The 22,599-nt window shown below is 43.5% G+C and carries 18 protein-coding genes and 3 pseudogenes; 14 read left to right on the forward strand and 7 right to left on the reverse strand.

Features of this window, described 5'->3' with window-relative positions; all coding sequences use genetic code 11:
• Positions 1-953 precede the first annotated feature (953 nt).
• From TY10_RS00005 to TY10_RS00035, 6 genes are all read left to right on the forward strand, one after another.
• Positions 954-2,582: a glycosyltransferase family 39 protein gene (locus TY10_RS00005; protein WP_042159204.1), complete on the forward strand. Its 1,629-nt coding sequence runs from the start codon at positions 954-956 to the stop codon at positions 2,580-2,582.
• Positions 2,583-2,778: 196 nt separating this feature from the next.
• Positions 2,779-4,023 (forward strand): MFS transporter, encoded by a 1,245-nt coding sequence (locus TY10_RS00010; RefSeq protein WP_052350256.1) that lies wholly within the window; start codon positions 2,779-2,781, stop codon positions 4,021-4,023.
• A gap of 157 nt (positions 4,024-4,180) precedes the next feature.
• Positions 4,181-4,816, forward strand: coding sequence for a cell wall hydrolase (locus TY10_RS00015; protein ID WP_042159206.1), 636 nt, complete (start codon positions 4,181-4,183; stop codon positions 4,814-4,816).
• 201 nt (positions 4,817-5,017) lie between these two features.
• The gene (locus TY10_RS00025; protein WP_238327381.1) at positions 5,018-6,310 is read left to right on the forward strand and encodes an MFS transporter; all 1,293 of its coding nucleotides are present in this window, start codon (positions 5,018-5,020) and stop codon (positions 6,308-6,310) included.
• Between the two features lie 60 nt (positions 6,311-6,370).
• Complete coding sequence (locus TY10_RS00030) at positions 6,371-7,102, forward strand: uracil-DNA glycosylase family protein (protein ID WP_042159211.1); 732 nt, start codon at positions 6,371-6,373, stop codon at positions 7,100-7,102.
• A gap of 702 nt (positions 7,103-7,804) precedes the next feature.
• Entirely contained in the window at positions 7,805-8,209 is a 405-nt protein-coding gene (locus tag TY10_RS00035) for a VOC family protein (protein WP_042159214.1), read from the forward strand.
• 544 nt (positions 8,210-8,753) lie between these two features.
• Here the strand turns inward: TY10_RS00035 and TY10_RS00040 are convergent.
• Positions 8,754-9,692 carry an aldo/keto reductase family protein gene (locus TY10_RS00040; protein ID WP_042159218.1) on the reverse strand — a complete coding sequence of 313 codons (939 nt, stop codon included), beginning with the start codon at positions 9,690-9,692 and terminating at the stop codon, positions 8,754-8,756.
• Between the two features lie 149 nt (positions 9,693-9,841).
• Between TY10_RS00040 and TY10_RS00045 the strand changes: the two genes are divergently transcribed.
• From TY10_RS00045 to TY10_RS00065, 6 genes are all read left to right on the forward strand, one after another.
• The gene (locus TY10_RS00045) at positions 9,842-10,186 is read left to right on the forward strand and encodes a winged helix-turn-helix transcriptional regulator (protein ID WP_042159221.1); all 345 of its coding nucleotides are present in this window, start codon (positions 9,842-9,844) and stop codon (positions 10,184-10,186) included.
• Positions 10,187-10,339: 153 nt separating this feature from the next.
• Positions 10,340-11,038: an RNA polymerase sporulation sigma factor SigK gene (sigK, locus tag TY10_RS00050; RefSeq protein WP_042159224.1), complete on the forward strand. Its 699-nt coding sequence runs from the start codon at positions 10,340-10,342 to the stop codon at positions 11,036-11,038.
• 646 nt (positions 11,039-11,684) lie between these two features.
• The gene (locus TY10_RS00055) at positions 11,685-12,353 is read left to right on the forward strand and encodes a hypothetical protein (protein WP_042159227.1); all 669 of its coding nucleotides are present in this window, start codon (positions 11,685-11,687) and stop codon (positions 12,351-12,353) included.
• 377 nt (positions 12,354-12,730) lie between these two features.
• A complete protein-coding gene (locus TY10_RS31175) occupies positions 12,731-12,820 on the forward strand; it encodes an IS3 family transposase (RefSeq protein ID WP_155985622.1) in 90 nt (29 codons plus the stop codon).
• Positions 12,821-13,058: 238 nt separating this feature from the next.
• Positions 13,059-13,982 (forward strand): sulfate adenylyltransferase subunit CysD, encoded by a 924-nt coding sequence (gene cysD / locus TY10_RS00060; RefSeq protein ID WP_238327382.1) that lies wholly within the window; start codon positions 13,059-13,061, stop codon positions 13,980-13,982.
• Between the two features lies 1 nt (position 13,983).
• Complete coding sequence (locus TY10_RS00065) at positions 13,984-15,636, forward strand: GTP-binding protein (RefSeq protein ID WP_063510410.1); 1,653 nt, start codon at positions 13,984-13,986, stop codon at positions 15,634-15,636.
• Positions 15,637-15,719: 83 nt separating this feature from the next.
• Here TY10_RS00065 and TY10_RS00070 read toward each other — a convergent pair whose 3' ends face one another.
• From TY10_RS00070 to TY10_RS00075, 3 genes are read right to left on the reverse strand one after another with little or no spacing between them, the layout of a single operon-like run.
• Positions 15,720-16,349 carry an IS3 family transposase gene (locus TY10_RS00070; RefSeq protein ID WP_155985621.1) on the reverse strand — a complete coding sequence of 210 codons (630 nt, stop codon included), beginning with the start codon at positions 16,347-16,349 and terminating at the stop codon, positions 15,720-15,722.
• A gap of 12 nt (positions 16,350-16,361) precedes the next feature.
• Entirely contained in the window at positions 16,362-16,493 is a 132-nt protein-coding gene (locus tag TY10_RS32370; RefSeq protein ID WP_420329364.1) for an IS3 family transposase, read from the reverse strand.
• A gap of 12 nt (positions 16,494-16,505) precedes the next feature.
• Positions 16,506-16,874: a transposase gene (locus tag TY10_RS00075; protein WP_042159230.1), complete on the reverse strand. Its 369-nt coding sequence runs from the start codon at positions 16,872-16,874 to the stop codon at positions 16,506-16,508.
• A gap of 455 nt (positions 16,875-17,329) precedes the next feature.
• Here TY10_RS00075 and TY10_RS30140 point away from each other — a divergent pair.
• Positions 17,330-17,840, forward strand: a pseudogene (locus tag TY10_RS30140) (sigma-70 family RNA polymerase sigma factor); the annotation flags it as partial.
• A 287-nt stretch (positions 17,841-18,127) separates the two neighbouring features.
• On the opposite strand, the pseudogene TY10_RS32645 reads toward TY10_RS30140, so the two are convergent.
• Positions 18,128-18,253, reverse strand: a pseudogene (locus TY10_RS32645) (bacterioferritin-associated ferredoxin); the annotation flags it as partial.
• 21 nt (positions 18,254-18,274) lie between these two features.
• Here TY10_RS32645 and TY10_RS00085 point away from each other — a divergent pair.
• On the forward strand, positions 18,275-18,973 hold the full coding sequence (locus TY10_RS00085) for an IS3 family transposase (RefSeq protein ID WP_042159232.1): 699 nt from the start codon (positions 18,275-18,277) through the stop codon (positions 18,971-18,973).
• Here the strand turns inward: TY10_RS00085 and TY10_RS00090 are convergent.
• Positions 18,947-19,364, reverse strand: a pseudogene (locus tag TY10_RS00090) (MerR family transcriptional regulator). The gene TY10_RS00085 and the pseudogene TY10_RS00090 overlap by 27 nt on opposite strands.
• A gap of 65 nt (positions 19,365-19,429) precedes the next feature.
• Positions 19,430-20,506 (reverse strand): hypothetical protein, encoded by a 1,077-nt coding sequence (locus TY10_RS00095; RefSeq protein WP_042159234.1) that lies wholly within the window; start codon positions 20,504-20,506, stop codon positions 19,430-19,432.
• Between the last annotated feature and the right edge of the window lie 2,093 nt (positions 20,507-22,599).

The raw sequence follows: 22,599 nt of genomic DNA on the forward strand, positions 1-22,599 counted from the left end.
GTTGATATTATGGTTAAAAACTTTGGAACATAATGTCTCAGGCAATATGCTGCGACTAACGGTCGTTATGCAACACCATGCCGTATCATTCTTACATATCAACCTCTAATATAATTCATTATAAGTCCACCCAACGTTCTAAAGTACCTCAAAACCTCCTTGTAATTCTCGCTCTTTCCCAGTAAATACGATGTTTGGCTTCAGCAACCACTAAAGGTAAGTCAAGTCAAATCCAATCCCATCTAACTAATTAAGCCATCTAGCGGACGTTCCTAGCTATCAAAATGCAAAAGTACATTTTGATTTAGTCGAAAAGGCTCTAAACAGTCTTCAAAATGTAAAAGTACATTTGAAATCATCTGATTTGACCAAAATGACCAGAAAAACCGCCATCAACCTGCACATTTACATTTTGATGCCCATATTGGCCATGAAATGGCTAAACAACCTGCACTTTTGCATTTTGTTTGCAAAAACAGGTGGCGGAGTATGGACTAGATCAGATATATATAAGTAACAATTAGAGTGATAAGTTTAGGAACAATGCTAAAGGAGAACAGAGTGTTCGTAGATTTAATAGTTGCTAGAGCCGTAGTTATATATGGTGAGCGTCGATGCAGAAGAGCAGTATGTGTTTGTTGGAACGAGAAATGTATATATTCTTAGATTAGTAGAAACAGGAGGCGGCATGCATCGCTAAGGTAGAGCTCCCAACTTACGGGTTGACTTTACGAGAGAAAACGCATGGACAAGCAGGCGTAAGCGATAGTTGTTGCTTGCAATGGCTAAACAGATTATAATCCCAGTATTGCTTTCATGCCCCATAAAGAGCAGATGAGAGGATATTTTGCTCAGATGGGTATTTGGGTCTAATATACCTAGCAATCTATTAATCTATTAGCACTATTAATTGAAATAAAATGGCTGCCTAAAAAGAGAAAGCAGGGGAGATATTGAATTCGCAAACGAATACGAGTATGGGAAGACAGAAGAGCAATACGAGCAGAATTGATCTATTGGCCAGGATGAAGCAGATCGTTATTTGGCTTCAAAACAATCCGTTGCTGACTGTTTTATTCGGCATCGGAATCGTCATCCGGCTGGCAGCTATCTCGTCACTGCCGGGTGGATTGAATCAGGATGAAGCCTCGATCGGCTATGATGCTTACGCTATTCTCCACTACGGAGTAGACCGGAACGGCAGCTTTCTGCCGGTTCATCTTATCGCATGGGGCAGCGGGCAAAATGCGTTATACGCCTACCTGTCGATGCCATTCATTTATCTTTTCGGCTTGAACACGATCTCAATACGAATTGTGAGTGCAATTGCGGGTGTCGTCACGTTGTTTCTCTTTTACGCAATCGCGAGAAGATTTATCCCGGACAATCGCCGCGTCATGCTTTTTGCCGCATTCCTTATCGTCATTTGCCCATGGCATATTATGATGTCACGCTGGGCGCTGGAATCCAACTTAATGCCTGCCTTGGTGCTGTTAGCCGTCTATTTTGCCTGCAAAGCGACAGAACGGCCGCGATGGCTGCTGGCGTTCTCGATAACGATGGCGCTGTCCTTATACGCGTATGGAACCGCCTATTTTTTCGCGCCACTATTCGTCCTATCAACCTATATCGTATTTTACATCAAACGTCTGGTCTCCTGGCGCCGTATTCTCATGAATGGAGCAGCATTCACGGTACTGGCGCTTCCGATTCTGCTGTTTGTCATCATCAATCGCTATTCGATGAATGCGATTACGGCCCTCGTTACGATACCGAAGCTGACGGTTCCGAGAGTCGAACAGCAGTCGAGCATTTTCGGATCGGACATGATGTCGACTGGTTTTAGTCATATGAAGCGGTTTTTCGAAATCATTATAAGTCAGAACGACGGCCTTATTTGGAATGCGCTGCCGAAATACGGGTACATGTATCCGATCGCATTGCCACTTATCATACTGGGACTTGCAACAACAATCAGCGCGCTGCAGCGCAAAGCAGAGCCAATCAAGCTCATTATTTTACTATGGCTGGCAATTGCGGTATCGATGGCTTTCATAATTAGCGATGCCAATATTAACCGCATCAACGTGATCTTTTATCCGCTGATCCTGCTGGCAGTTGCAGGGGTATCGTGGCTGGCGGAAAAGGAAAAGTGGGCGACTCGCTTTGCTGTTGTCTTATTTACCGCGTATTTCATCTTGTTTTCTAATCATTATGTCCGGGATTTTCAAGAGAAGATCAGTCCGATTTTTTTCGAATCCTTCGGTGAGGCGATTCGGTACGCTTCGGATGCAACGGACGGTACCGTCTATATTACGAACAGAGTCAATATGCCTTATATTTACGTGCTTCTCAACGAACGGATTGATCCGCGGGAATTTAAAGAGAGCGTCGTTTATGCGAATCCTGGGGGAGCATTTCAGCAGGTTCAGTCGTTTGGACGTTACCGGTTTGAGCAGCCGGTCATTCATGATGGGGAGAAGGCGGCTTATCTTTTCGCGAACGGAGATCCTCTTCCCGAGGATGAATCCCGGTATGAAATTAAGCGCTTTAAGCATTATTCGGTCGTGACGGAGAAATAAGCCGAAAATAGCAGAATGACGTTGATATATAGCAGTGTTGCACAATAGATGGCCCCTCAGCGGGCCATTTGCTCGTTTTTAGGACTGGGAGACTATACGGTTTCCATATGCCTAAATATGCCGCTGTGTTAAAATGAACGCAACAGTCTTGGACCGTGCAGGCTAGGACTACAATAGCAGGAGGCGGACGCATCAGATGTTGGGCAGCTTAGGATCAAGATTTCAATTGAACAAGGGCAGAACGCTGCTGCCACCTGAAAGAAAATTGAGCAGAAACGCAGTGATCTCAATCATTATTCACGGCTTTTTCCAGTTTGGCGCCTCGATGTCGGGGCTGTTTCTCAATCTTTACTTATGGCGACTGACGCAAGACTTGGCGATTAACGGCCTCTATAACATTCTTTTGTTCGCGACTACCCCGTTTGTGTTTGCTTTTGGCGGCTGGATTGCGAAGCGGCGGGACAAAATGCTGACGTACCGGATTGGCATCGCGCTGAACGCGATGTTTTATTTACTTGTCGTCATTGCACAGGAACAGGTTGCGCACTATTATATTGCTTTCGCGCTGCTCAATGGCATAGCGTCCGGTTTCTATTGGACCGGCTATCTTGTCATGCAGTACGATGTGTCGACCGAGGCAAACCGGCTTCGATACCTAGGGGTCAATATGATTGTGTTCAATACCGCGGGTCTGGCGGGTCCGGCGCTTGCGGGCTTTATTATTCAGCGAAGCGAAGGGCTGCAGGGCTATATGTTTATTTTTATGCTGGCCTTTGTCATGTTCCTGGTAGCCGCGCTTATCAGCTTCCGCATTCCGATCATGAAATCGCATCACAAAGCGTATTACTTGAAGTTTACCTTATTAATTATGCAGAAGCATCCACGCTGGCTGAAGGCACTGATTAGCTTTTTCCTAATGGGGCTTTTCCAAGGCGTTATGCTGTTTCTCCCGAACATTCTTCTCTTCCAGACTGTAGGGCGTGAAGATTGGGTCGGCTATTTGGGTGTCTTTTTCTCAGCGTTGACAGTAGCGACCGGCTATGCCATTACGAAAAGAAGCGGCAAAGAGAATGTCAGCAAGTACTTGCTCTATTCCGTTACGGGTGTTCTGCTGGGTGCAGCCATGCTGCTCATTGACGTGAAGCTGTGGTCGGTTGTGATCTTTATGATCTTATTCTCGATCTGCAATCCGCTTACGGTCAATACACTCAATTCATTTTATTTCCGCATGATGAGCTTGCTGCCGTTAAAAGGACAGCTACGCGTTGAATCGGTCGTCATACGGGAGCTGTTCCTCAATACGGGCAGAATCATTTCAATCGCGGCGATGATCACTTTGGCGAAGGATACCGAGTCTGCCTGGCTGGCGTTCGTCTTGTTCGGTGCCGCGCTGCTGCAATATTTGTTACTTCCCTTTGTTAGGGAGAAACAATCCAGCTAGTCTTTAAGTGCTCATCAGCAAGATTAGAAATCAATTAAAAAAATCTATGAATCCCCAAAATGGAAGTTAAGTTATGGTAAAATCATTTTCGCGGCGGGTTCCTGCAATACAGCGCGAGATTCTATAACACAACCAGTTGGAGGGATTTACGAAAGTGATGAAACGAACAGCAAGTGTAGTTCTGCTTGCCATTATTGCATTGATGCTCGGCATGAATGGTACGGCAAGTGCAGCCTCAATGCAGATGGGAAGCAGCGGAGAGAGCGTTAAGGATTTGCAGGAGCGGCTCTATATGCTCAATTACTACAAGGGCAGCATTACTGGAAAGTTCAATGCATCCACGAAAAATGCAGTCGCTGCCTTTCAACGAGGCGCAGGACTTCCTAAGGATGGCGTTGCAGGATCGATGACGATGCACGCGTTGAAGAAAGTGACGGTTAGCCGCCCGGATCTATCACGGCTTGCGAGGGTGGTTTACTCGGAGTCGCGGGGCGAGAGCTACAAAGGACAGGTAGCGGTAGCGTCAGTCGTCCTTAACCGGGCGAAGTCGCCGATGTTCCCGAGTAATATTCGTGACGTTATTTTTGCCGCTAATGCGTTTAGTTCCGTCAGCAATGGCCAGTTTTGGCTCATTCCAAACGATACGGCATTCAAGGCAGCAAAGGAAGCAGCAAGGCGCATCGATCCGTCTAAAGGTGCATATTACTTCTATAACCCGAAGGCGACGGAATCAAAATGGTTAGAATCCCGCAAAGTTACGGCAAAAATCGGCAATCATGTATTTGCTAAATAAATAAGTTGTCCAAGTTGGAGAAGAGATGCAGCTGCCGCCATCCCGGCGCAGGGCATCTCTTTCTTTTATACTATTTGATAAATGGCTGATAGTTATGGAAGGAACTAACGTGGAAACGACGTTCAGAAAGGCGTATGATACGAGAAGTATGCATTCGCAAGGAAAGACAGGTTTCTTTTCAGACAAGGTGGTATTCGGCAAGTGAAGCAGTGGATTGAATCATTAATAACTCGTTTGGAAAAAAATTATCCGAGGGACGCGTTGTCCTTTATTGCAGCCAGCTTAATCAACGCTACTGGCAATTCGATATTATGGCCGTTAACAACGCTGTACGTGCATCAGGTACTTGGCCGGACCTATGCGGAGGCAGGAATGGTGCTGCTGTTCCAGGCATTGGCGGGCTTAATCGGCCAGTTTGCCGGAGGTGCGCTCTATAACCGGCTTGGTCCAAAAAGGCTTATTATCGGATCAATGCTGCTGTCTGCAGCGCTTATCGCCTCCGTTGTGTTTACGCGGGAATATGTTGTTTATGTCGTGCTGACTAGCTTGTACGGTCTCGTAAACAATCTAGCGGTACCTTCGATTAACGCATATATCGGTTTTCGTTGGAAGGCTCACCGCCGCAAGCTCTACAATGCGATTTATGTCGGCAACAATGCAGGTCTGGCAATTGGAGCGTCTGTGGGCGGCCTGATCGCTGCCTTTTCCTTTACATTGACGTACGCTGTAACCGCTATATCAACACTTGTATTCGGCCTCTACTTAATGCTCATTATGCGCACAGGCAGCAGTACGGAAGAAGAAGCGGTGCTGGAGACAACGAATGGGTCTGCTCTAGGAGCAGGTGGTCTCGCGGGAAGGGCGCAGCTGGAACAAGAAGCGACGTTAGGCCAAAAACTGAGGAATACGAGCATGTATTTATACCTCGGCATCGGTTCGCTGCTATTCTTCTTCGCGCTAATGATCTGGAACAACGGCGTAGCTCCGTTTTTGACCGATGGCGGACATTCGCTCACCATGTACAGTTTGTTGTGGAGCATTAACGGAGTTGTCATCTTTGTTGGCCAGCCAGTGACGAATGCGGTTAAGAGGATGCTGGCTGGCTCCGTGAGCCGTGAAATTGTAGCAAGCTCGATCTGTTATTCGATTGGGTTTACTTTTATTGCTTTTCTTCACGATTCCTATTGGTATCTCGTCTTTGGTATGATTGTATGTACAATAGGGGAAATGCTGCTGCTGCCAGTCATACCGGCCTTTCTGTCGGAAAATGCGGGCAAATCCGCTCCATTCTATATGGGTGTCGTCGGCGGATTCGGCAGTGCGGGCAGAATGATTGCGCCTACGCTGTTTGGCTATGTGTATGACCATACGGGCGTAACGCCTGTATTATGGATTGGAGCGGGAGCATCTTTGCTATCCGTCGCGGTCTTTGTCGTACATGCGTATTTGCACCGGACTGTACCGAAGCGGGCAGTGGTGGCTCCGGATTGTTAAAAAAGGACAAGCGAGTGTTTAGTACAGAAGGATGATAGGTATCGGAGGTCATGCAGGGTTATGAGCCAGTTATCGAAGTATAAGGACTATATATTGTCGCTGCCTTCCGGGGCGTTAACGAAAGAACAGCTGCTAGTACCAGAACTGCTGCTCGACGCGCATCAAAACATGTCGCTTTACTACATCCCCTTCGAATATGTGAACGAGCAGGCGAAAATTATGATCATCGGCATCACACCTGGCTTTACGCAAATGGCGATTGCCTATGAACAAGCCAGGCTGGGGTTGTTGGAGAATATGCCTTTTCCCGAGATCGATCGCAGGGCTAAAGCTGTTGCCAGCTTTGCGGGCACGATGCGCCAAAATCTGTATGAGATGCTGGATGCGATTCGGCTCCCGGAGGCGCTTAGCATAGAGAGCAGCCGGTCGTTGTTCGAGCAGGATCGTCATTTGCTGCATACGACATCAGCGGTTCGGTATCCGGTATTCCAGTCCGGTGAGAACTATACCGGCCATCAGCCTGAGCTGGTGAAATCTGCTTTTCTAATGCAATATGCCCGTACGATATTGTTAGCGGAGCTGCAGGCTGCAGAAGACGCCCTGATTGTACCGCTCGGCAAATCGGTAGCCGATGTGCTGCTGCAGTTCACGCGCGAAGGGCTGCTCGACGGGGAGCGATGCCTGCTGCATATGCCTCATCCTTCAGGAGCGAACGGTCATCGCCGAAGACAGTTCGCTGAGCGGAAGGCGGAGCTGGAGCGGACCGTTCATAGCTGGTTTGGGCGGGTATGAGGGTAAATAAGCTTTGATGGCCTGGAATGAGGCTGAGTTGGCTGATCAGAATAAGAGAGAAGCCGGCGGTGAATGTACTAGAAGTGAGCGACGCTGGTGGCATTAGTGAAGCGGGTACGCAAACGTGCTTGAAGTGAGTGACGTTGATGGTATTAGCGTAATGGGTTCTCATAACGTGCTTGAAGTGAGCGACGGCTAGTCGCATTAGCGTAGCGAATACGCAAACGTGCTCGAAGTGAGTAGTGCTAGTCACATTAACGAAGCAGCTTCGCAAAAGAGCGAAGCTAATTTCGCTAAAGTGCAAGTCAACGGGAGCTGATTTAGCTACAGCGAAGAGATTTTCGCTATTCGTGAACCTTGGTTCTCCAAAAGCGAACAAAAGTTCGTTGTTCGTAATTCGCCCACTTCACTGAAACTATAGAGCGAAAGTAGGTTCGCAAAATAGCGAATCTGCTTCGCAAATTTTCGCAAACCGAATTGTTTACTGTACATAACGACTCTTATCTGCGATGAGAGTTGTTTTTTTATGTAAATTGAAATTGGTTTCTTCATTTGATGCTGTCACGAAAGCAGAACTCCATGAACCAGTAATACCTGCTAGCAGAGTTGCCATTACGGAACTTACACGCTATGATAAGGGATAATTTCAATTGGAAGCAATAAACATAAATTGCATAGAGTTGGGGAAGGGGATGTGCGGTAATGGAGATTTTGCGGCTCGACCATTTAGTATTGACGGTAAATGACGTGGAGGCATCATGTCTTTTTTATGGTGATATACTAGGCATGGAAATCATCACTTTCGGTCAAGGGAGAAAAGCAGCTAAATTCGGCCAGCAGAAAATAAATTTTCAACAGCTGGGCGAGGAAATCGATCCAAAAGCGAAAATGCCTACACCGGGTTCTGGGGATTTTTGTATCATTACAAGTGATTCTATACGTTCCATTCTTGAACAGTTGAAAAGACATGACATCAAAGTTGAACTCGGACCAGTAGAACGATCAGGAGCGCTTGGTCCGATGCAATCTGTCTATATCCGCGATCCGGACGAGAATCTCGTTGAAATATCTAGTTACGGTCCATCGGTCACTATACATGAAAGATAGCGGTTGAAGGACATGGCGACGCAGAATTGAGTATCAAGCTATTCTCTTTTATAAGGGGTGAGTTTCCCTGAAGTTTTTTGAAATGGGTGCCTTTTTTACTATTGATTATGGTTACTATTATTAGCAGTAACCCATTGGCTAATTATTTTGTCAGTAAGGGATTGTCTATAAAAGCATCTGGGTTAATTCCGATTATTGCAATATCTAGTTACTTAGTCGGTTTTTTCTCCTTCTGGTTGTTGCAAAAGGAAAAAGATCTCAAAACTAAAGAATAGGCAGCGCTAGGAAGAAGTATGCTGCTGGTTTAGGTGACATCAAAGCGAGTTCTGGTGAAATTCAGTGTTTTAGATAGAAGAACAGAAAATCTGACTTCAAGATGCTCATTAAGGCTCTTATTTTAATTATCTACATTTAATAGTTGGATATAAAAAAATGACCCCTCAAGAGGGTCATTTTCTATATCTATCGACGGACCGGAGTATCACTTTACACCCTTGTGTCAGTCTTTCGCTGAGCTGTAGGTGTTTTTACCGCATTATAAATGCTATTTCAAAATCTCTTCAATTCTAGCAAGCACATCTTCACCCAGTACGACGCCGGAAGCCTTGGCGTTCTCTGTTACTTGCTCAGGACGGCTGGCGCCGACCAGCGCACTCGCCACATTGGCATTGCGCAAAATCCAGGCAAGCGCAAGATTGCCGACGGAGAGATCCAATTCAGCGGCGACTTTTTCGAGCTGCTGAACTTTCGCTATTTTTTCCTCGGTGATGCCTTTGCGCATCCATTCCAGCTTAGCAGCCCGGCTGTCTTGCGGAATGTCGGAGACGGAGGTGTATTTGCCTGTCAGCAAGCCTTGGGCCAGCGGCGAAAATACGACTTGTCCAATACCGGAACGCTCGCTAAGCGGCATCACTTCTTTTTCAATGTAGCGGTCGAACATGTTGTAGACGGGTTGATTGACGACGATGCGGTCCAGCAGATAGCGATCGGCAACGCCAAGTCCCTCAGCAATTTGCGAAGCCTGCCATTCGCTCACGCCGACATACAGCACTTTGCCTTGACGCACAAGATCGTCAATTGCGCGGAGCGTTTCTTCCAGTCTGGTCTCCGGATCATAGCGGTGGCAGTAGAAAATATCGATATAATCATGGTCGAGGCGCTTCAGGCTCGCATTGGCCTGCTCGATGACATGCTTGCGGGATAGCCCGCGATCGTTAGGGCCGTCACCCATCGGCCAGAAAGCTTTTGTAGCCAGCACATAGGATTCGCGCGGATAAGCTTTGAGCGCTTTGCCCACCAGTTCTTCCGCTGCGCCTCTTTCGTATACATTGGCTGTGTCGAAGAAATTAATTCCCAGATCATAAGCTGTTTTGATGGCATTCACCGCATTTTCACGCTCAACATAACCGCCATATGTAAGCCAGCTTCCCAAGCTGATCTCGCTAACCTTTAGCCCACTCGCACCTAATCTCCGATATTTCATGTTCCATTCCTCCTCGAAAAAGTTGTGGTTCCCTTTCCATACTATATAAATTCCTATATGATTGAAAGAAGTGAAATGTTTTTCACTTAATTATAAAAACGGTAGATAGTAACCTTTAGTATAGTAATGTGCAAAGAGGAGGAACCCCAGTGAAAACGACCGATAAGGCGAGCAATTACGTCCCGAAAATACCTGTACATATAGAATGCAATATTGAAAAAACGCTTGACGTACTAGGAGGGAAATGGGCGTTTCTCGTTATCCGTGAATTGTTTAGCGGCACGCTCCGTTTTGGCGAATTGCAGCGCCGGATACCAAACGTAAGTCCGCGGGCTTTGACCAGTACGCTTCGCCATTTGGAGGAGCAGGGTGTGCTGGAGCGTAAAGTTTTCCCGACTGTTCCAGTAACCGTTGAGTATACATTGACGCCCAAAGGCCATGATCTTCATGTCATTTGCCATGAGATGAAGCTGTGGGCAGCGCGGTGGACATAGCTGTTTTTTAACGATTAGGACATAGTTAATTGACATTCTCGCCCGGGTACATGCACTTCTAGGCACTCGCCCTCATACAATGTAGAACCGACTTCATTGTGCGCTGGGGGGAGTGCTGCCCCTCGGTAATCCGACTTGGGGGTGTAAGGGTACATGGGACTGTTTGCGACAATCGCGCTGTTCATCAAACAGCTGTCAATGCTCGTATCGTACGTCAAAAATAACGCTTTCCCGCAACCGCTTCATGAGGATGACGAAATGAAGCATTTGCAGCTGATGGCGGAAGGCAATGCGCATTCCCGCAATCTGCTGATTGAGCACAACCTGCGTCTGGTTGCGCATATTGTCAAGAAATTCGACAATACGGGAGAGGATTTAGAGGATCTGATCTCGATTGGAACTATTGGATTGATTAAAGCGATCGAGAGCTTCCAGACTGGAAAAGGCACAAAACTCGCGACGTTCGCGGCTCGTTGTATCGAGAACGAAATACTTATGCATTTAAGATCGCTGAAGAAGACGCGCAAGGATGTTTCCTTGCATGATCCAATCGGCACAGATAAAGAGGGGAACGAGATCACGCTGATCGATATCCTTGGCACGGAGGCCGATGATGTTGTGGACCGGGTGCAGCTGAAGATTGAGAAAAGCAAAATTTACCGCAATCTCGATATACTCGACGAGCGGGAGCAGGAAGTGATCCGCGGCCGGTTCGGCCTGGATCATGGCGGGGATGAGCGGACACAGCGCGAGATTGCTAAGGAGCTGGGGATCAGCCGAAGCTACGTGTCGCGGATTGAGAAGCGGGCGCTCATGAAGCTTTATCATGAGTTTTATAAGGCGAAGCGTTAGATAACACCGAAAGTATCGGGAGCTTACAATGTCGATAGCGACGATTGTGAGCTCTTTTTATTTTCGAAAATTAGGTATAAAGTGGGAACGTGATGATAGAGGTATCTTGGAATGATGAGAGTTCCAAGATCCCGACGAGTATACTGTCGAATGGCACGTCCCTCCGCCATCTTAGTCAAAACGCTGCAACCCAGATTCAATCGGAAGATCTGGATGAATTGGCCCTAAAGCTGTAGGGAATTGCGAATATGGTAAAGAATTGACTATCTATCGTGTCGATCCTAAAGTTGAACATCTTTGTAGAAAATAGACACATTTAGCTGCCGTTGTGAGGGGGATCTCCCCGATTGAATATTTCAAGGGAATAGAACAAGTTTCGGTATAAGAACTTCTCCATATCAGCCATCAAGATTTTGGGAACTACTATATTCAAATTATGGGGAAGTATAAAAACCAAGCCCTACGAGAAAATCATCGTGGGGACTTGGTCTATTTATGTGGTGGGCGGTAGAGTCATGCAACAAAAAATACCTCAAAAATTTTTTGCCCCTGGTCGATATAATATTTATATCTTTACTGGATTTTTATTACAATGAAAAAAATAGAAAAATACTTCGGGGATTGGATTTTGGAGGGAGGGATATAAGTGAGGTTAAAAAGTATCTTGATTATCTTACTAAGCATTATATCAGGAGTGGCGTCTTATTATTTACTGCTTATGCTCATTTTCCAATTTCCTTCTAGTGGGGTCTGGATTGAAACAGGGAATATGGCGGAATCAATTTTCTCGGGAATTCTTCTAGTAGCAATCAGTGCTAGTTATGTATGGTTGTTAATGAAGCTTAGAAAGCAGAAGGCAATACTGTGTTTTATCAGTATTGTTCTCTTCATATTAGCTTTTTTTTCACCGATTATCAGTAGCCAAATTATTCAAAATCGGCAAGATTATACTGAGAGGAATATTGAGTCTGAGAAAGAAGAGAGATATATTACTGGACTTTCAGTTTCTTTTAAAAGTAGTAATTTACCATTTGATGTTAATGTAGAGAAGAGTATTTTAGGAACGAGTGAAAAAAATGGAGCTTACGTACTCTATTTCCAGTTAGCTGATACGGAAAGCTTGAGTAAGGTTAATTTAATAAAACTATTTAATTGGCTACCTGATACGGAGAGTAGATTATATTACATCGTAATAACAAAAGGTTCGGAAGAGTTAGTAAAATACCGTCTAACATCTGAGGGGCTAGTTGAGAAATGTTACGATATTAAAATCGGTTTATGTAGTAAGTATGGGATTGAAGGAGAGGGAGATTAGGTATGTAAAAATATGATGGCAATTCGCAGACGGCTTATTTGTCACCATTTTAGATGCCTCTACAGGGGCGCTTCTTGCTCACAATCTCTCCGAGTCTGTTCAACTGCCTTTGGCGACCAAAACCATCGAATCACTAATGAGCCAAAAGCGCTTAAAACTCCATAAAGAAGCCTTTATCCATTCCGATCAAGGTAGCCACTATATAAGCCCAATCTACCAAGATTTATTGAAGCAAAAAGGACTAGGACAGTCGATGTCACATCGTGGGTATTGCTGGGACAATGCTCCACAGGAGTCCTATTACGGTCATATGAAAGATCATGTGAAGAGCCTAAACTGTGAGACATTAGCCAAAGTAGAACGAGAAATAAAGCTACATCCGTTATTACAACCATCATCGATATCAATGGGGACTAAAGAAAATGACTTCTGTGCAGTATAGGAATCATCTCTTAAGTGCGGCCTAATACTCTTTTTTTCAATGTGTCCTTGACAAAGGGGCCAGTTTATGATGATCACTCGATCCGTCTTTTTTTGCCTGTACAATCTTAATTGTGTACGGTTTCGTTCTCCCTTTTCATGAAAACCAACACCTCAAAAAATAAAAGAAAAATACTTTATTTCACTTTGCATAAAAGTAAAAATCTGATACGATATAGAATATAGTTTATAGATTTAGTAAGGATTAAAGGGAGGCACTTTTTCATGGACAAATTGATGCTTGATTCCATAGATGCGACAACACATCTGGATCAACTCGAAGCTGAAGCGATTTATATTATTCGAGAAGTAGCGGCGGAATGTGAAAATCCCGTGATGTTGTACTCGATCGGTAAGGATAGCTCCGTGATGCTGCATTTGGCGCTGAAAGCATTTTATCCGGAGAAGCCGCCGTTTCCTTTCCTGCACATTGATACGACGTGGAAGTTCAAAGAGATGATTGAATTCCGCGACCGCAAGGCGAAAGAATTCGGAATCAAAATGCTCGTTCACTCCAATCAGGAAGGGATTGAGCAAGGGATCAACCCATTCGATCATGGTTCCGCATATACAGATATTATGAAAACACAAGCATTGAAGCAAGGTTTGGACAAATATGGATTTACAGCTGCTTTTGGCGGCGGAAGACGTGATGAGGAAAAATCACGTGCGAAGGAGCGGATTTTCTCATTCCGTAATAAAAATCATGCTTGGGATCCGAAAAATCAACGGCCGGAAATGTGGAAGCTTTTCAACACTAGAATTAATAAGGGTGAAAGCATCCGCGTATTCCCGATTTCCAACTGGACGGAAAAAGATATCTGGCAATACATTCGCAGAGAGAACATAGATATTGTACCCCTCTACATGGCGAAAGAAAGACCAGTCGTCAATCGCGATGGACAGATCATCATGGCGGATGATGAGCGTATGAGGCTTGAGCCAGGTGAGAAGATTGAAATGATGAAGATGCGGTTTCGCACATTGGGCTGCTATCCTCTAACTGGCGGCGCCCTGTCAGAGGCGGACACGCTGGATGCTATCATAGAAGAAACACTTGGTGCGGTATCTTCCGAACGGACAACAAGGGTTATTGACCAAGAAGAAGCGGGAAGCATGGAAAGACGTAAACGGGAGGGCTATTTCTAAGATGAAGAGTCTGCTTAAATTTATTACTTGTGGAAGTGTAGATGACGGCAAATCCACCTTAATTGGACATATGCTCTATGAGGCTAAGCTTCTGTTCGCCGATCAGGAGAGAGCGCTCGAGCTAGACAGCAGGTTGGGCAGCCGTGGCGGAAAAATTGACTACTCCTTGCTTCTTGACGGGCTGATTGCGGAACGTGAGCAGGGAATTACGATAGATGTGGCTTATCGATATTTTACGACGGATCACCGTTCGTTCATTGTTGCGGACACCCCGGGGCACGAAGAATATACACGTAACATGGCCGTAGGCGCATCCTTTGCTGATCTTGCCGTTATTCTTGTGGACGCAACCAAAGGGATTATTACGCAAACGAAGCGCCATACCCGGATTTGTGCCCTCATGGGGATTAAGCATCTGGTTTTGGCGGTAAACAAAATGGATTTGGTGGATTTTGATACGGAAAAATTTGCTGAAATCAAAGAAGAATTCTCTCGCATCACCACTGAATTCCGGTTTGAGAGCATTCAGGTGATTCCTGTTTCTGCAACAGAAGGGGATAATATTACGGCGAAATCGCCCAATACGCCTTGGTACAAGGGTCTTCCTTTGCTGCCGTATTTGGAGAGCGTTGATGTTCATACAAGCGACGACGTGAAGCCATTCATGATGCCTATTCAGCGGGTATGCCGACCAGACCACACATTCCGCGGATTCCAAGGCCAGATTGAAGCCGGCAGAATCGCAGTTGGCGATGAACTGATAACTCTGCCTAGCCGTGAGAAGGCGAAGGTCAAAAGAATCTTAGTAACAGACCAAGATAGGAATTCGGCTCATGCCGGACAACCTGTGACTATTCAATTAGATCGGGAAGTCGACGTTTCACGAGGTTGTGTGTTTACGAAGGACAATCAGCTCAAAGAGGCTGACAGCTTTAGCGCTACGATTCTTTGGATGGATGATTCTGTCCTGACGCCGGGCAAAGATGTTTTGGTGAAGGTAGGTACGAAGGTTCTTCCAGGTACTGTGACTGCAATTAATTACAAAATCGATATTAATACAGGCAATACGGTTACAACTGATCATTTAGTTAAGAATGAATTGGCTAAATGTGAATTTTCATTAGCGGATGGTATTGTTTTTGATTCGTTTGAAAAAAATAAAAGCATTGGCGGATTTATTCTCATCGATCGCGTAACGAATATGACTTCCGCTTGCGGCGTCATTGACGAAGCTCTTCAAGGCTCTGACAATGTCGTCCGGATCGATACGGAAGTCACCAGAGATGTTCGTGCCCAACAAAAAGGACAGCAGCCATTAACGCTATGGCTTACTGGTACCGTTCTGGACAATTTGGCTCTTGCAAAGGAAATCGAGAAACGGCTGGTAGCGAGAGGCTACCACACGATGTTGATCGATAATAGATTAGGAGAATCTGTGCAGCAAATCGCGGCGTATGCCACCTTGCTAAACGATGCAGGACTTATTGCATTGGTACCTGCCGGATCTGCGAACGACAATGACCAAGCCATTGCGCATGACCTAATTGGTCGAGCCTTTTTGCCAATCGAAGCTGCTGCTTCGATCGAGGAAGCAGCACAAGATGTCGTGAAGCGTGTCGTGAAAGCTCTCATTCAAGATAGTTATTCTATATAAAAATATAGAAGTCCTAAGGACTTAATAGACACCTGAGAGCACTGCTGGTCAAGACCCCGTTTTATAGACATTGATAAAAAGCCCTAAGCAGTAAGCTGGTTCCGATAGTCAATCGGAGCCAGCTTATTTAGCTTCAATTGAATACGCTCGTGATTATAATAGTGGATAAAGGCATGGATTCGCTCTTGAGCATCTTCCAATGAACCGATAGAATAGGGATAGAGAGCTTCTGCTTTCAAATGAGAGAAGAAGCTCTCCATAGCGGCGTTGTCATAACAATTGCCGCGCCTGGACATGCTGATTTTGGCGCTAACCTGGTTCAGCATGTTGTGGTATGCATGGGACGTGTACTGACATCCTTGGTCGCTGTGAACGATCAAGTCAGGCACGTCTTCTCCTTTTTTCAGGACCTGCTCAAACGTGTCCAGAACGAGCTGTGTGTTGTTCCTCAAGCTCATCTGATAGGAAACAATCTCCTTTGTGCACAGATCTTTAATCGCGGAGAGGTAAAGCCAGGTTTCGCCGACAGCATACTGGGTGATGTCAGTGACCCACTTCTGTTTAGGTGCAGCTGCTGAAAAGTCTCGGTTTAACAGGTTCTCTGCTACAAGCGGAGGAAGTCCGTCTCCTTGCGGCTTTGCCTTCGTTTTACGTCGAATGATCGACTTCAAATTCATTTCCTGCATAAGTCGAGGCACCTTCTTATGATTCACAAGCTATCCCTCTTATTGGACCTGAGCTTGGATACGACGATAACCGTAGGTGCCTTTATGCCGATCATAAATGGCTTGAATTCGTTGTTTGAGTTCCACATCTTTCTCCACCGTTATGCCACTTGCGAGCGCGATACCATCCACTGCGGGAAACAGCTAAGAACGTACACATTCCTTTGATGGAATAGATTCCAACAAACGATTCGACAACGAGCCGCTTTCCCCTGACACCTCCTGATTCAAGATCGCCAACCACTTTTTTAGCACAGCATTCTCCATTTCTAATCGCTTCACATAGCGACTTTGTTCCGTCTCCTGGCGAGAAGACGCCCCTCTGTGATCTTCAAACACGCGATCACCTTTCTTGCGATAGGTAGCCATCCATTTTTTCACTCGATTAGCATCATAGATGCCTAATTGTTCCGTAATGGCACGATAACTCCAATTCTCCTCCACCCGTAGTCGAATGGCTTCACGCTTTAAGCTCTCTGGATAATGTTTATACGTTTGTCCCTTCTTTGCCATAAAAAAGCACCCCCTAGAATTTCATCGGATAAAACCAGGGGTTTTTCCAATGTCTATTCTAAGGGGGGCACGTCAATGCGTTAACGCAGTGCTCTTTTTTTATTTCTAAGATATACCCTTGCTAACTCAGCAATCGCTTGTGTTCTATTCCGCGCTCCCAATTTCGCAGCTTGGAGAATATATCTGGACAAGCATGCAAACGGTGAAATATCGCCATATGCGGCGCTGCCCATGCAAGTGCCGACGGTCTTCACGACCCGTGCGCCACATCATGATTCGCATAGCACATGTAGTCTATGACGGGCATACTGATTCTGAATATGACAATGGAAATTGTACCGGAAAATCGATTCGAGGAAGTTACATTGACAATAGAGGTAAAGTAGATGAGATAACAAAGTACGTCTAAGTCTGTCAATGCACTCAATTTCAGGAAAGTTACATCGGATCGTGTTCACAATGTCAAAAAATTCGACAATACCGGAGAAGACCTCGAGGATTTGATCTTGATCTGCACGATCGGTCTGATCAAAGCGATCGAGAGCTTCTAGACAGGAAAAGGCACAAAGCTCGCAACGTTCGCGGCTCGTTGTATTGAGAGAAATACTTATGCATTTGAGGTCGCTGAAGAAGATGCGCAAGGATGTTTCCTTGCATGATCCAATCGGAACGGATAAAGAGAGGAACGAGATCGCGCTGATCGATATTCTTGGCACGGAAGCCGATGATGTCGTAACCGGGTGTAGCTGAAGATTGAGAAAAGTAAAATTTACCGCAATATCGACATACTCGACGAGTGGGAGCAGGAAGTGATCCGTGGCCGGTTTTGCCTCGACCATGGCGGGGATGAGCGGATACAGCGGGAGATTACGAAAGGAACTAGGGATCCACCGCAGCTATGTATCGCATATTGAGAAGCGGGCGCTGGTGAAGCTGTACAATGAGTTTTATAAGGCGAAGCGGTAGATAAAGTTAGGGTATGATTGCGTAATGTTATATCAATAAAAGAAACCAATTGGCAGAGATGCGCATTTGGTTTTCTGTCTTATAGAAAGTCTAAATCGTCATTTTCCGTTCATTTATACTTGAAGATGCTTTAGCAACGTGGACTCTATTTTCTTTATGAATGGAGTCTGGTCTTTGGGATACTATAATCGGTAATATCAAGAGGAGTGCAGTGAACGCCGAGTCGCAAGAAATGCCACCCGTCCTTCGCTATTCAACTGATTATAAAGCCCGCCGCTTTTTGACCATTAAAAGTTCGGACGGGGGCTGTCTTGATTTTGTTGAATAAATTGTGTTACATTTCCTAAACAACAAGATCCTTGCGGGTTGTTTACTTCGCAACCGCAACGACCTGCCTTAACGTGTGATGAAATGTTTGCACTAGTCATGATTCAATCGATCGCTATGGGAGTCCGAAAATCACTTCTCTGCTTCGCAAAGAAGGCTGGAAGGTCTCAGAGCGTTTGGTAGGCAAACTCATGAAAGAGAACGGCTTGCGTTCTTGTGTGACCAAGAAATTTCGGGTGAATACGACAGACTCCAATCATGACCAGCCGATCGCCCCAAACCTACTCGACCAGAACTTCGAGACGACAGCACCTAACAAAGTCTGGGTAACCGATATTACGTATATCCCTTGCCGTGAAGGTCGTATGTACTTGGCCAGCGTCCTTGATCTATACACACGCAAGATTGTGGGTTGGAAGCTCGCTGATCGAATGACAAAAGATCTTGTTCTGGCAGCACTAGACCAAGCGTACGAATCACATAAGCCAAAGAAAAAACGGATCCACCATTCGGACCGAGGCTCGCAGTATGCTTCGGAGGACTACCGCAAGCGATTAAAAAAATACAAAATGAAAGCAAGTATGAGCCGTAAAGGGAATTGCTACGATAACGCTTGTATCGAGTCCTTCCACAGTGTACTGAAAAAAGAGTTCGTTTACTGCACGAAATTCAAGACAAAAGCGCAGGCACAACAAGAGATGTTCGAGTATATTGAACTGTTTTACAACCGGAAACGAATCCATAGTTCGTTGGGGTATTTGTCACCCAATCAATTTGAGTTAAACTATTACAAAAAAGCAAGTTGATACACTTAAGAAGTGTCTACTTTCTTGACAGAGGTCCATTTTTTCATCAGGGCAACAGTTTTTTAAGTCCTTTAACATAATTTCTATCCTAAGAAGGTCTTTAATTTTTTTCTGAACGTCATCTTGCTTTTGAACAACAAAATCATACATACCCGTACACCTTATGTCATCTTTATCAACAATACCAAGTAATTTATCAATTTCTGATAACGTGAAGCCAAGTTCTTGCATTCGTTTTATAAACATAAGTCTGTAGTATTTCTTCCGAATAAACTCTATAGCCTGCTTCAGTTCTTACAGGTTCAGAAATCAAACCTATTCGTTCATAATATCTTAGTGTTTCTTTATTCAGATTGCATAATTTAGCAATATCACCTGATTTATATTTCATTTTTTATGTAAATAAACTCAAGCAATAATCTTCATATAAGCTGCTGCTATTAATAAGTATTCGTACTATACGTTTACCGACGGATACGGAAGCATGTAGTTTTTTTCATTATAGGATTTTACTTTATCTTTAAAATTTAATAACAATTCATGTAAGGTCCTTCTTTCATATTCTCTTATGTTCTCAAGATAATATATGGCTTTCTCTAAAAGCCTCTTTTGTTTGGTAATACGGTACTTCAGAATAATGTTTCTCAAAATTTCGCAAGAACTCTGTATTGTAACAAAATCGTTTAAGTATTTCGAGTCATGCACTAAATCTTTTTTTAATAAATATTTCATGATTTCAACCATAGTTTTTTTATGGTCTAAAAGAATTGGAAAGGCTCTGAAATCGAAAATAGATGTTTCATTATACAATGTATTTTTTAAGTCTGTAACCAATCTTTCATATACATTAATTCCGTATAAACTTTTTTTTGTATAAATGATATGGTCTCCTCTGTAGTATAAGGAACTATTACTAGATTCATAATAACAATTTAACATGCTATAAATTTTTGGGTAGTCATCAATGAAATACATTGGACATCTCTTTTTAATTAACTTGGCTCCTGACCACCAATAGTTATACCTTTTCACTGAGTCGAGGGAACTTGACAATTCGTCGAAAGATATTTTTGTGTGTTTGTACCCGTCCTCATTAAAAAAATCTGCTGCAAAAAATGAACTATCCCCTTTGTCATAGCCATAAATGAAGAGAGGATGACCAAATTTTCTTTTTTTAAAGTTAGAGTAATTTGAAATGTAGTATCCGTCAACAACAATATAAACATAGTACCCATTATTGATGAACTCCACTAGATAATCGATAATAGAGGTATCAGATCCTTGTACTTGCAATGCATCCCATGTTATGTGTTCACTAGAAATGAAAGGGCAAGTATCTATAACATGGGTTCCACAATAGAAATCAAGATTGGCCGCCATTTTATAATCATTTGACACTACTAATTGTATGTATTCAGAAGCAAACCAAGAGTTATACTCTATATCTTCAATATTAAGAATCGAAAAGATAGCACTGTGATGAGTATATGAAGTGATAATAGGCATCGTATTTATTGGTAGTATATTTTTCAAAGTAACTCCTCCAAAACAAGATAAATTATGACTGTTAGCAATACATTACGAACTAATATGAAATAAATTATTTGTTGGCTGAAAAACTGCCTCTATCTTCTAGGATTGTCAGGGTCTTTTTTTAAGATATTTGATAAACATTTATAATATTGTGATAACCATTTGAAAGTAGTTTTAATAGGGATTATTCGGTAAACAATTTTCTTTTCATATGAAGTACAGGTCTATTTAGCCTATATTTAGATCTGGATAGTATACGCATAACTTGGATACAATGAAAACAAGTTGAGGGGGACAAGAGATAAGGAAGAAACAGTACTACTTAAACTTTAAAAATGGTTATAGCAAAGGGTAAAGAACTGGCTATATGACTGCGGTAGCAAGTCAGCATGTGCTTGCCTTAGGATGGTTCTCTGATAGGCAAGGGAAGAAAGAAAGTCCATTTTTTTATTCTACAGAACACTATAAATAAATGAAAAAAGAATGAAAATCCAAAGAAGCTTTTTGTCACAATGCCCAACATAAAAGTGGGTTGTAACGTAGCATTTTTGCTTCCAGTACTGAATAGTACTGGAATTGGACAGAAATAAGTAGTTCTTTTGTGTTTCGGCCTTGTTCTAAAAAGTGTGAGCTTGACGGCTTTGAAAAAATCGTATCCAAAAGGTAATGGAAGCTTCAAACGTCAAACGGACATTGTTATTTCCATTGTGTTCGGTGCACTCGCGTACAATTTGCCCAAGTGATTGATTGCGCAAAGCTATCTTGATTTGGACGATCTGGCATAGATGAGATAATTACTGCCGCCATTATTTCTGAATTTGTTGTTGATATTAAACAAATTTCAACTGCTGATAGAAAGTACACGAATGTGCAAGGGCAACCCGCAAGTGAAAAATACCTCTATGAGAAACAGTTTGAGGCAAAACGAAATTATGAAATATAAATAATGATATATTTATATGGAAAAATGGTTTTTTTCTTGAGGAAAAAGAGTTGAACGCTTAAGATCAAAATATTCTAATGATTATCTACGGCATGCTAGAAATTAAAACTACTTACAATGAAGGTCGTCTCGTCTCAGTAAAACCTGCAGTGTAATAGTATCGCCAAGGTTATTTTCATTTATACAAAAGGAAGGAAACCTGTTCTATTGCTTTTTCTACATATGGGAGAATAATGTAAACTATTGATTAATCCATAAGACATATTGGGTTAGTAATAAAATTGCATGTAATATTTTCATATGTTAGTAAAGTAATATTCGATTTACTTTGGCTTTCAACAATACATTTAGGTTTTAAAGCAATTATCGAATAGAACTGTCTGCAGTTGCAGGGGAAATAAAAAGAATAACGAATGCATAATAACATCTTTTATCGAAAAATATCTCAGGTTAGTATCCATCTTAATTTTTGGATTAAATCACGTTTTTGCTAAGTTATAGTCACCCCGTTAAAGTAACGTTTAATGGATGAGAGGAGAAAATAGGACCTGAACAGCTAATAATTGGAGACAGCTTTGAAATCGTATGAATCGATACAGGGGGAGCCACTATTTCATTGCTTTTATCCACAGGCGTTAACAAGAAACAAGGGAAACTATTTATTACGGCGAATTATTAATTATGAAGTGGCAACACCTAAGAAAACAAAAGTCCCATGATCGGATTTGTGTAGATGAAGAAGTTATCACAATACCATAATTACAGGTGAAACCAATACGAGCTACTCCCATCTTAGCATAGTTGGGCACAGACAACTAGAGACCTTTATTCAGCCAAGTAGATCTGCTTGGGCGATCAGCCGTGAACTTGGATGTTATAACGTTTCCATTTTATGTAAAATTTTGAAGAATCATATGAATCATGAGTTGCGAAAAAGCCTATTAGCAGCGCAGAGCTACCAGCATACCTAACAGTAAAGATAAGGAAAAAAGTGTATACTGGAGGAAAGGATCTTTATCTGCTTCAATATTATCTATAGATGGTTATATGCAGGCCTTCTGGCAGCCATGGATGTCAAGTGCCTACGTCACAAAGGGAAGCCTCGTAACCCCTTGGAAACCATATAGTCGGTTCCTAGTCAGAACTCCAA

Origin of the sequence: Paenibacillus gorillae, assembly GCF_000513275.1 — a bacterium.
Lineage (GTDB): Bacteria > Bacillota > Bacilli > Paenibacillales > Paenibacillaceae > Pristimantibacillus > Pristimantibacillus gorillae.

Coding starts and splice junctions, on each gene's coding strand:
- TY10_RS00010 (WP_052350256.1), top strand. CDS start 2,779: ATGTTGGGCAGCTTAGGATCAAGATTTCAATTGAACAAGGGCAGAACG.
- TY10_RS00015 (WP_042159206.1), top strand. CDS start 4,181: ATGAAACGAACAGCAAGTGTAGTTCTGCTTGCCATTATTGCATTGATG.
- TY10_RS00030 (WP_042159211.1), top strand. CDS start 6,371: ATGAGCCAGTTATCGAAGTATAAGGACTATATATTGTCGCTGCCTTCC.
- TY10_RS00035 (WP_042159214.1), top strand. CDS start 7,805: ATGGAGATTTTGCGGCTCGACCATTTAGTATTGACGGTAAATGACGTG.
- TY10_RS00040 (WP_042159218.1), bottom strand. CDS start 9,692: ATGAAATATCGGAGATTAGGTGCGAGTGGGCTAAAGGTTAGCGAGATC.
- sigK (WP_042159224.1), top strand. CDS start 10,340: ATGGGACTGTTTGCGACAATCGCGCTGTTCATCAAACAGCTGTCAATG.
- cysD (WP_238327382.1), top strand. CDS start 13,059: ATGGACAAATTGATGCTTGATTCCATAGATGCGACAACACATCTGGAT.
- TY10_RS00065 (WP_063510410.1), top strand. CDS start 13,984: ATGAAGAGTCTGCTTAAATTTATTACTTGTGGAAGTGTAGATGACGGC.
- TY10_RS00075 (WP_042159230.1), bottom strand. CDS start 16,874: ATGGCAAAGAAGGGACAAACGTATAAACATTATCCAGAGAGCTTAAAG.